Here is a 12,250-nt window from a genome sequence, read left to right as displayed (position 1 = left end):
AATCGGTTGTTCCGATTGTTTCTTATTTTTTCTTCTGACATATCAATAAAGTATGCCCAACACCTAAGTTATCGTGGCGTTCATCTACCTGAAAACCTGCCTGATTCAGATAGTGATAAAACTTCTCTACGCTGTAGAAACGGCTGTTGCCATTCGCCATACAGGTAAAATAAAGCGAAGACGCATTCAGGCTAAATGAGGCCGCCTCAAATTTTTGGGCATCCCAAAACAGCTCCATAATGCACAGCTTCGCGCCTGGCTTCATCACCCGAGCAACGTTGCTTAGCATAGCGATAATTTGTTCCGGGGAAAAACAGTCCAGGAATTGACTCATCCACCAGATATCAGCGCCGTCAGGTAAAGGCGAGTCGCTAAGCATATCCACAGCATGGAAATTTATGCGATGAGATAATCCTGCATTTTCTATATTTTCGCGGGCAAGTGCAATTTGTTGCGGCAAATCTAAGAGGGTGACTGTAATATTGTCATCATGCTGACAACAACGTAATGCCCATTTTCCGGTATTTCCGCCGACATCGTACAGGGTTGCAGGGGCGCTGGCGAATACATATGGCAATGCGGCATCAAATGCACCATCTGAATAGTAATGATCAAAAGCAAACCAACTTTCACGCGCAGCCAGCGGTAATTGTGATAGCGCAGGATAGATTGTTGGCCAGTCGCCAAAAATTTTTAGTCCCGCGGGTTTTCCATCTTTCAACGCATTTTCAAGATAGAACAATCCTTGGTAGCAAACATCCTGAGTGAAGTCCATATTCACGCGCGTCATCGTGTCATGTAAAAGAAAATGACCGACTTTAGCGAGGTAATAATATCCTTCTTTGTGGGTAATGATTCGCCCACTTAACCCCATATCCAACAGGATGCTGGCGGCATATTCGTTGATGGTGCTGTTTTCGGTAATTTCGTCGAGCGTGGCGCCGCGTTTACCTTGCTTGTCTAGCCAGGTGAGTACTCCCGCATTTCGCAGACACAACGCGGTTTGAAAAAGCATAGGGGCAAAGGCGATACGTTGTGCTTCAGTAATGGCATCCAGTGCGCTAAGCGAATCCTGTTCGTACATGTGGGGACAACCTGTTAAATGGCAGATAATAAGAGTATCGGGCCTTTTCGGCCCGACTTTAGGCATAATTACAGATTGGCACCGGCTGACAGATTAAGCTGGATGTCTTTATCCAGATTGCGTACCCAGCGGTTATAGTTTTTGTGAATTTTTCCACCAGAGGCCTGCAGGTTGAGGCTGCTGTCGTATTTGATGTCATAGCTGGTGGCGGTATAAGTGATACGGACTTCAGCCACATGATCGCGGGTTTGTTGGCGAGCTTTAATAACACCTGGTCCGGCTTCAGACATGACCCATTGGCGTTGAATACCGGCTTTCAGGATCGCGGTTTTAACCTGGTCCTGAGTATGTCCCGCGCTCACACTGGTATGAACTTGATCAATCGGCGCAGTACGTGCACAACCCGCCAGAGCACCGACAACGGCAATGGCCGCAAACCACTTAATATACTGTTTCATTAAAGCTCCCTATCAAAGTACCGTTTATACGTGTTAAATAATAAACTCCGAAATCATGGGCACCTTGTATTGCCTATGATTATATTTAAGCTAAATTAGCATTTTATTTCATATGATTGGTAGCAAGGTAATGAGATGACCGGATAGTAATACCCCAGGACTTTCTTCAACGTAAATTTTTCAGCATCATCATTGGCGAGAAGTATAGATTTTTAGAGAAAATGTATCAAATAAAATAACCTTTAAAGATAAGTAGATAGTTTACGTTAAATACTTTGGGGGGATTCATTTTTTTTTATGCGTTTTGGCAAAGAAACCATCATCTTGGCTTATGTATTTTCTTTATAAAGAATGAAATCCCTTTCACTCTTTATTTAAGATAAGCTTCTATATATAACTACGTTGGCGTCATTTTAACGGTCATATAAAAATATAAAAACTACCTCGGTTGGTAGTTTTTCAGGGAAGCCGACTTTTGGGTCTGCCTGGCCCCAGCAAAATGGCCAGTTTGCTGCCGCCTGTGGTCGTTTCCATCCAGATTTTACATACGCTGGTTAACGGCACGGAGAGCAACATGCCGACCGGACCGAGCAGCCATCCCCATACCAACAGAGAGAGGAAGACGATTAGCGTCGATAATCCCAGCCGATGCCCCATCATTCGGGGTTCGAGAATGTTGCCAATCACCATATGCACCACCAGAAACAGTGCGCCAACCAGCACGCATTCGTAAATGCCATTAAATAGCAGTGCCTGGATCATGGGCGGGACGGCGGAAATGACCGAGCCAATGTTGGGCACGTAGTTCAACAGGAATGCCAGTACACCCCACATCAGAGCAAACTGAATCCCCATCAGTGCCAGTCCCAGCCAGATTATGGCACCGGTCCATAAGCTGAGCAGCGTTTTCAGCGCCAGATAGTGTGACACGCCCTTCAGCGCCCGATGTAGCCCCGCAATGTGGATTTGCGGATTATTCAACGCAAAACGCATCTTATAGGGGACATGACGCACTTCAAACAGCATAAAAACTACCGTCATCACCAGCAGAAAGACGCTGGCCATGGCACCAGAAAGACTCGTCATCAGCGTGGTTGTGAAGGTCATCAGCTTGTCAGAGTCCATGCGTTGCAGCATGCGCTCCGGGGACATATGCAGATTCAGAAAAGGCACCATCTCTTGCAAATACAGAACCTTGCGCGTTAGCTCCTTATTGTATTTTGGCAGCAGGTCCATGAATTCAGTGATTGATGACGCCAGCACGCCAACCAACGCCGTAAGAACGATCAGCATCACCACCACGACTAAGGTAATAGCGATTGGGCGACCGACTCCCCGGCGGATAAACCAGGTGACAAGTGGATTCAATACAATGGCAAAAAAGAGGGCCAGCAGCAGCTGCACAATGATATCCGCCGCAGCATGGATACCTGCGAGGATCACCACCAGAGCGGCCAGTTTGAGCAAAATGTGCAAACCCGTTTTATCGGGCTGGGTGGTTATCATGTCTTCTTCCTGTTTGCGTTTTTGCATTAAGTGTAGCGGCTGGCTTGCGACTGATATTCCTAAACTGGCTACTGATTTCTGCTCTGCAACATGGTAGAAATGAAACACTGTTGTGAAAACGTGGTGACCCTCCATGCCCGAACCCGTCGCTGAACCGACGCTTAGCGGTTTACGCCTGAACCTGCGTATTGTTTCTGTGGTGATGTTTAACTTCGCCAGCTACCTGACCATCGGCCTGCCGCTCGCGGTGTTGCCTGGCTACGTCCATGATGTAATGGGATTTAGCGCTTTCTGGGCTGGGCTGGTCATCAGCCTGCAATATTTCGCTACGCTGCTGAGCCGTCCGCATGCCGGTCGCTATGCCGATCTGCTGGGGCCAAAGAAAATTGTGGTATTTGGGCTGTGCGGCTGCTTTTTAAGTGGCCTGGGCTATTTACTGGCGGGATCAACGAACGGCTGGCCGTTGGCCAGTTTGCTGCTGCTATGTCTGGGGCGCGTGATTCTCGGGATCGGGCAAAGCTTTGCCGGGACCGGCTCTACGCTGTGGGGCGTGGGGGTGGTTGGCTCAATGCACATCGGACGGGTGATTTCCTGGAATGGCATCGTGACCTATGGCGCGATGGCGATAGGCGCGCCGCTGGGTGTTCTGTTTTATGCCTGGGGTGGCTTACAGGGGCTGGCGCTGACCGTGATGGGCGTGGCGCTGTTGGCAATCCTGCTGGCGCTCCCTCGTCCGGCGGTGAAGGCCAGCAAAGGCAAACCGTTGCCATTTCGCGCGGTGCTTGGGCGCGTCTGGTTGTACGGCATGGCGCTGGCCCTGGCCTCCGCTGGATTTGGGGTAATCGCTACCTTCATTACCTTGTTCTATGATGCCAAAGGCTGGGATGGCGCCGCATTCGCGCTGACGCTTTTTAGCTGCACGTTTGTCGGTACTCGTTTGTTGTTCCCAAATGGTATCAACCGCTTAGGCGGGCTGAATGTGGCGATGATCTGCTTTAGCGTCGAGATTGTCGGGCTGTTACTGGTCGGGATGGCTTCGATGCCGTGGATGGCGAAAATCGGCGTTCTGCTGGCCGGGGCTGGGTTCTCACTGGTTTTCCCGGCGCTGGGCGTGGTGGCGGTAAAAGCCGTTCCTCAGCAAAATCAGGGCGCTGCGCTGGCGACCTACACGGTGTTTATGGATTTATCGCTGGGGGTTACCGGGCCGCTGGCCGGGCTGGTCATGACGTGGGCGGGTGTGCCGGTTATCTATCTGGCGGCGGCAGGGCTGGTAGCGGTGGCGTTATTGCTGACCTGGCGGTTAAAAAAACGGCCTCAGGTGGTGTCACCGGAGGCCGCGTCATCGTCTTAACCGTTACTGGATAACCAGCGTGTTAATGATGTTTTCTGCGGTAGTCTGCGCTTTTTGCTGATCGTCAGCAGGCAGCGTGATTTGCAGCGTCAGCAGTTGGTTGTCCACTTTACCCAACACCACGGAAGAGTATGCGGTCTGGCCTTTGGCCGAGATGATGCTGTCTAACTGCTGCAGCGTGTGGCCTTTCAACTCAATAGATTTATTGGTGACGACCTGCAGCTGAGGGTCACGGCTACGCTGCTGATCTTCCAGACGTTTTGCCAGCACAGCCAGATCTTCGTTGGTGTTGTCGCCAACAATCACAATCACCGCTTTCTGGCCGGTTGCGTCAGAATATACGTGCATATTGTTCGCCTGGGTGCCTAGCTTGCCGCTCTGATCGGTCATATCAGCTGGCAGGGAAAAACTGAGTTTGCCGTCCAGCAGGCTGACCGGTTGTCCGGTGGCGTTACTTTCTGCGGCAGCACCCTCGGCTGGCGCTTTTGTATCGCTATTATCACAGGCCGCAAGCCCCATAACCAGCAGGCCAATACCGACATATTTAACCAGATTGCGCATTGACTTCTTCCTTTCGATAAACGGCCATAACGGCTCATTCGTCCATCTTATCACAACTCGGAAAATGAACCTTTAACTCGTCTGCAATGCAGAGATTTCAGATTTATCTGCCAGCCTTTTCAGTAACATATTCAGCAGCACGCCATACATTGGCAGGAAGAAAATAATGCTGATCAGCACTTTGAAGCAGTAATCGACCAGTGCGATTTCCATCCAGTGCTCGGCCATAAAGGCATCCGGGCTGCGCCAGAAGGCGATAAAGAAGAAGGCCAACGTATCGCTGATATTGCCAAACAGCGTGGACGCCGTCGGTGCCAGCCACCAGCGACGGTTCTGACGCAGGCGGTTAAAGACATGCACATCCAGAATTTGTCCCAGCGCGTAAGCCATAAAGCTGGCAGCGGCGATACGGGCGACAAACAGATTAAAGTGCAGCAGTGCGCCGAATCCTTGCCACGATCCCATATAGAACAGTGATGAAACGACATAGGAGATCAGCAGCGCGGGGATCATAACCGCAAAGATGATACGTCGAGCCAGCGGCGCGCCAAAAATACGCACGGTCAGGTCGGTCGCGAGGAAAATAAACGGAAAGCTAAACGCGCCCCATGTGGTATGGAAACCAAAAATGGAGATTGGAAGCTGCACCAGATAGTTGCTGGAGGTGATCACCAGCAGATGAAATAGCGATAGCCAGAACAACGCTTTTACGCGCTGAGTTTGTGTAAACGGAGTCATATTGTGACCTTTTTGTTGGATGGGGTGAGGGAACCCAATAAAAAACCGTCGCATGATACTGCTTTAAGAGCACATTGCAATGGTTGTTTTTCACGCAATCGTTAACCTGATTGGCTTACGCCACAACAGAGCGTAAAATAACGCCGTTTTTGTATGAATGAGACGACGATGAGCGACCTGTTTACTTCCCCCGACCATACTCTTGATGCCCAGGGGCTGCGCTGCCCGGAACCGGTAATGATGGTGCGTAAAACCGTACGCGGCATGCAGGCCGGTGAAACGCTGCTGATTGTCGCCGACGATCCGGCAACAACCCGCGATATTCCTGGCTTCTGTACCTTTATGGAACATGAGTTGGTGGCCAAAGAGACCGACTCGCTGCCGTACCGCTATCTGGTGCGCAAAGGGCAGTAATCTTGTTATGCCGGATGGCGCTAACGCTTCTCCGGCCTATAAAGACTGAGTAACCTGTAGGCCTGATAAGCGAAGCGCCATCAGGCGAGAAACAGGCACTACCCTTTACGCAACAACCGCAGCGCGTTAGCGGTCACCAGTACCGTTGCCCCCGTATCCGCCAGCACCGCCAGCCACAATCCGGTTATCCCGAGCAGCGTGGTGACGAGGAAAATCCCTTTCAGACCCAGCGCAATCGCAATGTTCTGGCGAATATTGGCATGGGTAGCCCGCGCCAGCTGAATCATTTGCACCAGACCACGCAGGCGGTTGTGGGTCAGGGCTGCATCGGCGGTTTCCAGCGCGACGTCGGTCCCGCTTCCCATCGCAATGCCGATGGTAGCCGCTTTCATTGCCGGGGCGTCGTTGATGCCGTCGCCCACCATCGCCAGCGGCGACTGTTGGTTAAGATGGGTAACGGCCTGCACCTTATCTTCCGGCAAGAGTCCCGCTTTGAATTCGAGGCCCAGTTCACCGGCAATGGCGGCCGCCGCACGCGGGTTATCGCCGGTCAGGATCACGCCTTTCACGCCAATCTGATTAAGCTCGCTGATGGCGCTGCGAGCGTCATCGCGCAGCGTGTCCTGTAGGGCCAGCACGCCGAGAACGGCATCGTTACGTAGCACCAGCACCACCGTTTGGCCCGCGCTTTCCAGCTCGCTAATCTGTCCGGCAAAGGCGTCGGCAGGCTGTTTGCCTGCGGCGCAAATTAGCACGCGCTCGCCGTCGACCAGCGCTTCAATTCCAGAGCCAACCAGCGCCCGTTGCTCTTTTGCGACAGGAATAGTCAGTTCGCGCGTTTGCGCTTCCCGAACAATTGCTTGTGCCAGCGGGTGCGTCGCGCCTTGCTCTACCGCTGCCGCCAGTGCCAGCAGTTCAGCCTCACCAATACCGCTTGCCGGATGAATCGCCGTGACGCGTGGTTTACCGACGGTCAGGGTGCCGGTTTTATCAAACGCCACCTGCGTAACTCTACCTAACTGTTCCAGCGCGGCCCCGCCTTTGATTAACGCCCCACGACGCGCCGCGGCGGCCAGACCAGAGGTAATGGCTGCGGGCGTTGAAATCACCAATGCACAAGGGCAGCCAATCAGCAGCAGCGTCAGCCCTTTATAAATCCACTCCTGCCAGGATGCGGCAAACAGCAGTGGCGGTACGAGGGTGACCAGCAGCGCAACCGCCATAATGGCTGGGGTGTAAATCCGGCTGAAACGGTCAATAAAGCGCTCAATGGGAGCGCGGCGTTCTTCCGCTTCTTCAATTAGCTTCAGAATACGGTCAATGGCGCTGGCACCCGGTTCTGAGAGCACTTCCAGCGTTACCAGACGATCCACGCTGGTGGCACCCGCCGGGACTTTCTCGCCGGTGGCGCGTTCAACCGGGATCGATTCGCCGGTCAGGGCGCTCTCATCAAAGCTGGCAAAGCCGGAGACCAGTTTGCCATCGGCAGGTAAACGCCCACCCGCGGCAACTTCAATAACATCGCCAGGGCGGAGGGTATTGATAGCCACCTCTTCGCGCTCGCCGTTACGCAGGCGTGTGGCGGTTTCCGGTTTGAGCGCCATCAGTGCGCTGACACCTTTACGGGCGCGGCTGGCGGCCCAACCTTCCAGACGCTCGCCAATTAAAAACAGCAGCAGCACCATAGCGGCTTCCGCCGTCGCGCCGATAAACAGTGCGCCAATGGCGGCGACGCTCATCAACGTTTCAATGGCAAAGTAGCTGCCGGTTTTCATCAGACGCAGGGCCTGACGGGCAATGGGATACAGGCCGACCAGCGTGGTGGCGATAAACGCTATCTGACCGAAGGGGTGATTGAACTGCTCCAGCCCCCAGCTAATCGCCATCATGATAATCAGCGAAATCAGCGGCAGGTTTTCTTTAAAACGTGACTCGGGGGCGGCGTCCGTCGCGTGCTCATCGCGCAGGGTATAGCCTGCTTTTTGCACCGCATTTTCAACTTGCTGGCGGATATCGGAACCGGCATCGACCACCAGTTTTTCAGTGGCGAACAGAACCTGGACCTGGTTGACGCCGCTGACCTGGCGGACTGCATTCTCTACTTTGCGGGCGCAAGCTGCACAGTCCATGCCCGCCACTTTCCAGGAATAGCGGGTACCTATTACGGTATTGGATACGGTTGGTGTTGTGGAGCAGCTTCCTTCGCAGCAGCAGTCATCCACCTTTTGTGGCGCAGGCGCTGGCTTGAAAGAAGAGAATTGTGGGACTTTTTTGCCACGGGTATCGGGTGTCGACATGGCATCCTCCGGTTGATAATCATTTCGTATTAACCGGAGGATACACTCTGGAGTCGACTCCAGAGTCAAGCGTTTTAAAGATACAACGAACGAACAATCAGGAAATGCCCGGCGAAGTAACAGGCGGCGGCAATGGCGTTATCGGCCCGGAAGCGGCGACGGTAATGGCTACCCAGCCAGACAATGTTGCCGATGAACAGGAGGGATGCGCCCATAAATGCCGACAGTGCCGGGGCGGTCGGTCGAAAGAACCACAGCTCACCGGCCATCCAGACCATCATCAGCGTGATGCCGATGAAGGTGCAGATAGCGACACGCAGCTCTTCCAGACGCGTCCAGATCACGGCGATCAGCAACGCCCCCAGCACTACCAGCACCAACGGCAAAGGCCAGAAGAACGACAGCGTCATTTGGCTGGCGAAGTAAATGGTATACAGCAGATGCGACAGGAAGAATGCTCCCACGGCGTACAGCAGGCGTTGGCGCGGTAACAGCGTCAGCGCATCGCCCAGCAGCGAGGCAAGCAGGCCAGCCAGCACCAGATAGCTGATAGCGTTAAACATTGGCGCCTGCCAGGCCAGCAGTGCCAGCAGGAGTAACGTCAGGGGCTTAAAGACCCAGCGTTGCCAGGCAGGTCCACGATAGGAAGCATCCACGAACAACCATGCGGAAAGACAGACAGCGATAAACGACCAAAGCATCTTAGTTCCTTGAATTCGTTATTTTTTCGTAAGCGGGGTGCTCACGGCTCTACTGTCCAGTGTAGAGGTCGACACAGCCAGATGACAACACCATAACAGGCGATGTATGCTTATTTCCGCATTTTCTGATGAGTTAATAATATGAGCAAGCCACCACTTTTTTTCATTGTTATCATTGTCTTAATCGTTATCGCTGCGTCGTTTCGCTTTGTTCAGCAGCGGCGAGAAAAAGCCGATAATGATACGGCACCGCTGATGCAAAAGCAGGTGGTGGTAAGTAACAAACGGGAAAAACCGCTAAACGATCGGCGATCCCGCCAGCAGGAAGTGAGCCCGGCAGGTACCAGCATGCGCTATGAAGCCAGCTTTAAGCCACAAAATGGGGGGATGGAGCAGACGTTTCGTCTTGATGCGCAGCAGTACCACGCGTTAACGGTCGGGGATAAAGGCACGCTGAGTTACAAAGGTTCGCGATTTGTTGATTTTACGCTTGAACGCTAAGGTGTCATCTGACTGATGCCGGATGGCGGCTTACGCCTTATCCGGCCTACAGATTTTTCGCCCCGGCCCGCAACGTGCCGCCGGGCGAAAAGATCACAGCTACTTCTTCAACTGATCTTTAATCTTCTTCTGCCACACCAGTAGCTCAAAGACGCCGAACAGAAAAATACGGATTTTCTCTCCGTTGGTCATCTGCGGGCCATCTTTAGGCATGGTGCTTTTTAGCAGCGCCAGCTGCATGCCATGCATCAGCACCATAAATATCAGTGCGACGTTAACGAAGATGTTAAGCGGGCGTGGAAAGGGTTGGAAAATATTCAGTAGTAAAAATGCCCAGACGCACAGCATCAGCAGGCGTCCCAGGTTAATCAGCATCGTGCTCTCCTCGTGCTTCACGTTGGTACAGGCGATAGGCGACCTGTCCGGCGACTTTCTCACGGTATAGCGACCAGTTCACCGGAACCGGCGGTAAGCCGTTTTCTACTTCGCTTTCAACGTAAATATACGCTTCATTTGCCAGCCAGCCATGAGTTTCCAGAAGAGTTAATGTTTCTTCCAGTAATCCTTTGCGAAACGGCGGGTCAACAAATACCACGTTATGCGGCGTACCTGCCTGAGCCAAAAATGTCAGCGTATTGGTATTGACGACGCGGGCATGGGAGGCTTTTAGCGTGGCGAGATTCTTTTGTAGCTGCTGAGATACCGCGCGATCCATCTCCAGAAGCGTCGCATTTGCCGCATAGCGAGAGAGGGCTTCCAGCCCCAGCGCGCCGCTGCCGGCGAAGCAGTCCAGACAGTGAGCATCGACCATTACCGGGGCCAGCCAGTTAAACAATGTTTCGCGCACACGGTCGGTGGTCGGACGCAGGCCGGGGCTGTCCGGAACCGGGAGTTTACGGCCACGCCATTGCCCGCCAATAATGCGGATCTGGCCGCTACCAGAGTGATTCGGTTTTTTCATTTCTATTATTGCTCAATCCGCCTATAGCATGTCATTCCAGGCGGTGATGTGAGTTAAGTTAAGTGATAGACTATTTCATCATTTTTTTAGCTGCTATGTACATAGCGTTGACGCTGTGCCATGAAGCAACAGCGGGGGAGTGTAGTCGCAAATGGCGAAAGAGAAAAAACGTGGCTTTTTTTCCTGGCTGGGCTTTGGTCAAAAAGAGCAGGCACCGGAAAACGAGACAGAAGTAAAAAACGAAGAACAACAACCGGTTGCTGAAGAAACTACCGTCGTTGACGAACAGCCGCGCGCCGAGGAAACCCGTAGCGAGGCTGAAACACAAGCCTTTGCAGCTGAAGTCGTTGAAGTAACTGAACAGGTTGCGGAAATCGAAAAACTGCAGCCGGAAGAAGAACCTGTCGCCGAACAAGCGCAGCCGGAGATTGAGCCGGTTGCTGAACCCGTTGCTGAAACTGTAGTGGAAACGCCAGCAGCGGTGGTTATCGAACGCGAAGAATTGCCGCTGCCGGAAGAGGTGAAAACCGAAGAAGTTTCTGCCGAAGAGTGGCAGGCCGAAGCGGAAACCGTGGAAATCGTTGAGGCGGCTGAAGAAGAAGCCGAAAATGAACCGCAACTGACCGACGAAGAGCTGGAAGCGCAGGCGCTGGCCGCTGAGGCTGCTGAAGAAGCGGTTATGGTGGTGCCGGTAGAAGAACCTGCTGTAGAAGAACCGGTAGAAGAAGAGGTGGTCCAGGAGCAGGAAAAACCAACCAAAGAAGGTTTCTTTGCGCGTCTGAAACGCAGCCTGCTGAAAACAAAAGAAAACCTCGGTTCCGGATTTATCAGTCTGTTCCGTGGTAAAAAAATCGACGATGATCTGTTTGAAGAGCTGGAAGAGCAGCTGCTGATCGCTGATGTGGGTGTAGAAACGACCCGCAAGATCATTGCGAATCTAACGGAAGGCGCCAGCCGCAAGCAGCTTAAAGATGCGGAAGCGCTGTACGGTCTGTTAAAAGAAGAGATGGGCGAGATTCTGGCGAAGGTTGACGAACCGCTGAACGTTGATGGCAAAACACCATTTGTTATCTTAATGGTTGGTGTCAACGGCGTGGGCAAAACCACCACTATTGGTAAGCTTGCGCGTCAGTTTGAGCAGCAGGGTAAATCGGTAATGCTGGCGGCAGGTGATACTTTCCGTGCGGCGGCGGTAGAACAGCTGCAGGTTTGGGGTCAGCGTAACAACATCCCGGTGATTGCTCAGCATACTGGCGCGGATTCCGCGTCCGTTATCTTTGATGCCATCCAGGCGGCGAAGGCGCGTAACGTAGACGTGCTGATCGCTGATACCGCAGGGCGTTTGCAGAATAAATCGCACCTGATGGAAGAATTGAAAAAAATCGTTCGCGTCATGAAGAAGCTGGACGAAGATGCGCCGCATGAAGTTATGCTGACTATCGACGCCAGCACCGGGCAGAATGCGATAAGCCAGGCCAAACTGTTCCATGAAGCGGTGGGCTTAACCGGTATCACCCTGACCAAGCTGGACGGTACGGCGAAGGGCGGGGTTATCTTCTCGGTTGCCGATCAGTTTGGCATCCCTATCCGCTATATCGGTGTGGGTGAACGTATCGAGGATTTACGTCCGTTTAAAGCGGACGATTTTATAGAGGCACTTTTTGCCCGAGAGGATTAA

The 12,250-nt window shown here is 52.8% G+C and carries 13 protein-coding genes; 4 read left to right on the top strand and 9 right to left on the bottom strand.

The window, feature by feature from the left end:
* Positions 1-22 precede the first annotated feature (22 nt).
* The 3 genes from OGY72_RS21225 to OGY72_RS21215 all read right to left on the bottom strand — a co-directional run bounded on the left by OGY72_RS21225 (position 23) and on the right by OGY72_RS21215 (position 3,048).
* Complete coding sequence (locus OGY72_RS21225) at positions 23-1,084, bottom strand: class I SAM-dependent methyltransferase (protein ID WP_003827540.1); 1,062 nt, start codon at positions 1,082-1,084, stop codon at positions 23-25.
* Positions 1,085-1,152: 68 nt separating this feature from the next.
* Positions 1,153-1,530 carry a hypothetical protein gene (locus OGY72_RS21220; protein ID WP_122973906.1) on the bottom strand — a complete coding sequence of 126 codons (378 nt, stop codon included), beginning with the start codon at positions 1,528-1,530 and terminating at the stop codon, positions 1,153-1,155.
* Between the two features lie 471 nt (positions 1,531-2,001).
* Positions 2,002-3,048: an AI-2E family transporter gene (locus OGY72_RS21215; RefSeq protein WP_003827543.1), complete on the bottom strand. Its 1,047-nt coding sequence runs from the start codon at positions 3,046-3,048 to the stop codon at positions 2,002-2,004.
* A 133-nt stretch (positions 3,049-3,181) separates the two neighbouring features.
* Here OGY72_RS21215 and OGY72_RS21210 point away from each other — a divergent pair, with 133 nt between their 5' ends.
* Positions 3,182-4,399 carry an MFS transporter gene (locus tag OGY72_RS21210; RefSeq protein WP_003827545.1) on the top strand — a complete coding sequence of 406 codons (1,218 nt, stop codon included), beginning with the start codon at positions 3,182-3,184 and terminating at the stop codon, positions 4,397-4,399.
* A gap of 3 nt (positions 4,400-4,402) precedes the next feature.
* Here the strand turns inward: OGY72_RS21210 and OGY72_RS21205 are convergent, their stop codons facing one another.
* Both OGY72_RS21205 and OGY72_RS21200 read right to left on the bottom strand, forming a co-directional pair.
* Positions 4,403-4,960 (bottom strand): DcrB family lipoprotein, encoded by a 558-nt coding sequence (locus OGY72_RS21205; protein ID WP_003827547.1) that lies wholly within the window; start codon positions 4,958-4,960, stop codon positions 4,403-4,405.
* A gap of 72 nt (positions 4,961-5,032) precedes the next feature.
* Positions 5,033-5,698, bottom strand: a complete 666-nt coding sequence (locus tag OGY72_RS21200) for a 7-cyano-7-deazaguanine/7-aminomethyl-7-deazaguanine transporter (RefSeq protein ID WP_003827549.1) — start codon at positions 5,696-5,698, stop codon at positions 5,033-5,035.
* 168 nt (positions 5,699-5,866) lie between these two features.
* Between OGY72_RS21200 and tusA the strand changes: the two genes are divergently transcribed.
* Positions 5,867-6,112, top strand: a complete 246-nt coding sequence (gene tusA, locus OGY72_RS21195) for a sulfurtransferase TusA (RefSeq protein WP_003827551.1) — start codon at positions 5,867-5,869, stop codon at positions 6,110-6,112.
* Positions 6,113-6,210: 98 nt separating this feature from the next.
* Here tusA and zntA read toward each other — a convergent pair whose 3' ends face one another.
* The gene (zntA, locus tag OGY72_RS21190) at positions 6,211-8,409 is read right to left on the bottom strand and encodes a Zn(II)/Cd(II)/Pb(II) translocating P-type ATPase ZntA (protein ID WP_286549274.1); all 2,199 of its coding nucleotides are present in this window, start codon (positions 8,407-8,409) and stop codon (positions 6,211-6,213) included.
* A gap of 74 nt (positions 8,410-8,483) precedes the next feature.
* Positions 8,484-9,110: a lysoplasmalogenase gene (locus OGY72_RS21185; protein ID WP_003827558.1), complete on the bottom strand. Its 627-nt coding sequence runs from the start codon at positions 9,108-9,110 to the stop codon at positions 8,484-8,486.
* A gap of 141 nt (positions 9,111-9,251) precedes the next feature.
* On the opposite strand from OGY72_RS21185, the gene OGY72_RS21180 reads away from it, so the two are divergent.
* Positions 9,252-9,611 carry a DUF2500 domain-containing protein gene (locus tag OGY72_RS21180; RefSeq protein WP_003827560.1) on the top strand — a complete coding sequence of 120 codons (360 nt, stop codon included), beginning with the start codon at positions 9,252-9,254 and terminating at the stop codon, positions 9,609-9,611.
* Positions 9,612-9,710: 99 nt separating this feature from the next.
* Here OGY72_RS21180 and OGY72_RS21175 read toward each other — a convergent pair whose 3' ends face one another.
* The gene (locus tag OGY72_RS21175) at positions 9,711-9,986 is read right to left on the bottom strand and encodes a DUF1145 family protein (protein ID WP_003023415.1); all 276 of its coding nucleotides are present in this window, start codon (positions 9,984-9,986) and stop codon (positions 9,711-9,713) included.
* On the bottom strand, positions 9,976-10,572 hold the full coding sequence (rsmD, locus tag OGY72_RS21170; protein WP_003827565.1) for a 16S rRNA (guanine(966)-N(2))-methyltransferase: 597 nt from the start codon (positions 10,570-10,572) through the stop codon (positions 9,976-9,978). The genes OGY72_RS21175 and rsmD overlap by 11 nt, the downstream gene beginning before the upstream one ends.
* A 151-nt stretch (positions 10,573-10,723) precedes the next feature.
* On the opposite strand from rsmD, the gene ftsY reads away from it, so the two are divergent.
* Entirely contained in the window at positions 10,724-12,250 is a 1,527-nt protein-coding gene (gene ftsY, locus OGY72_RS21165; protein ID WP_286549267.1) for a signal recognition particle-docking protein FtsY, read from the top strand.

It is taken from the genome of Citrobacter sp. Cpo221 (assembly GCF_030332345.1).
Classification (GTDB): domain Bacteria; phylum Pseudomonadota; class Gammaproteobacteria; order Enterobacterales; family Enterobacteriaceae; genus Citrobacter; species Citrobacter portucalensis.
Note: the sequence above shows the minus strand (reverse complement) of the source record. Positions and strands in the feature narration are given on the sequence as shown.

What these genes read in the sequence shown, in the direction of transcription:
- OGY72_RS21225 (WP_003827540.1), bottom strand. Translation starts at nt 1,084, where the DNA reads ATGTACGAACAGGATTCGCTTAGCGCACTGGATGCCATTACTGAAGCA.
- OGY72_RS21215 (WP_003827543.1), bottom strand. Translation starts at nt 3,048, where the DNA reads ATGATAACCACCCAGCCCGATAAAACGGGTTTGCACATTTTGCTCAAA.
- OGY72_RS21210 (WP_003827545.1), top strand. Translation starts at nt 3,182, where the DNA reads ATGCCCGAACCCGTCGCTGAACCGACGCTTAGCGGTTTACGCCTGAAC.
- OGY72_RS21205 (WP_003827547.1), bottom strand. Translation starts at nt 4,960, where the DNA reads ATGCGCAATCTGGTTAAATATGTCGGTATTGGCCTGCTGGTTATGGGG.
- OGY72_RS21200 (WP_003827549.1), bottom strand. Translation starts at nt 5,698, where the DNA reads ATGACTCCGTTTACACAAACTCAGCGCGTAAAAGCGTTGTTCTGGCTA.
- tusA (WP_003827551.1), top strand. Translation starts at nt 5,867, where the DNA reads ATGAGCGACCTGTTTACTTCCCCCGACCATACTCTTGATGCCCAGGGG.
- zntA (WP_286549274.1), bottom strand. Translation starts at nt 8,409, where the DNA reads ATGTCGACACCCGATACCCGTGGCAAAAAAGTCCCACAATTCTCTTCT.
- OGY72_RS21185 (WP_003827558.1), bottom strand. Translation starts at nt 9,110, where the DNA reads ATGCTTTGGTCGTTTATCGCTGTCTGTCTTTCCGCATGGTTGTTCGTG.
- OGY72_RS21180 (WP_003827560.1), top strand. Translation starts at nt 9,252, where the DNA reads ATGAGCAAGCCACCACTTTTTTTCATTGTTATCATTGTCTTAATCGTT.
- OGY72_RS21175 (WP_003023415.1), bottom strand. Translation starts at nt 9,986, where the DNA reads ATGCTGATTAACCTGGGACGCCTGCTGATGCTGTGCGTCTGGGCATTT.
- rsmD (WP_003827565.1), bottom strand. Translation starts at nt 10,572, where the DNA reads ATGAAAAAACCGAATCACTCTGGTAGCGGCCAGATCCGCATTATTGGC.
- ftsY (WP_286549267.1), top strand. Translation starts at nt 10,724, where the DNA reads ATGGCGAAAGAGAAAAAACGTGGCTTTTTTTCCTGGCTGGGCTTTGGT.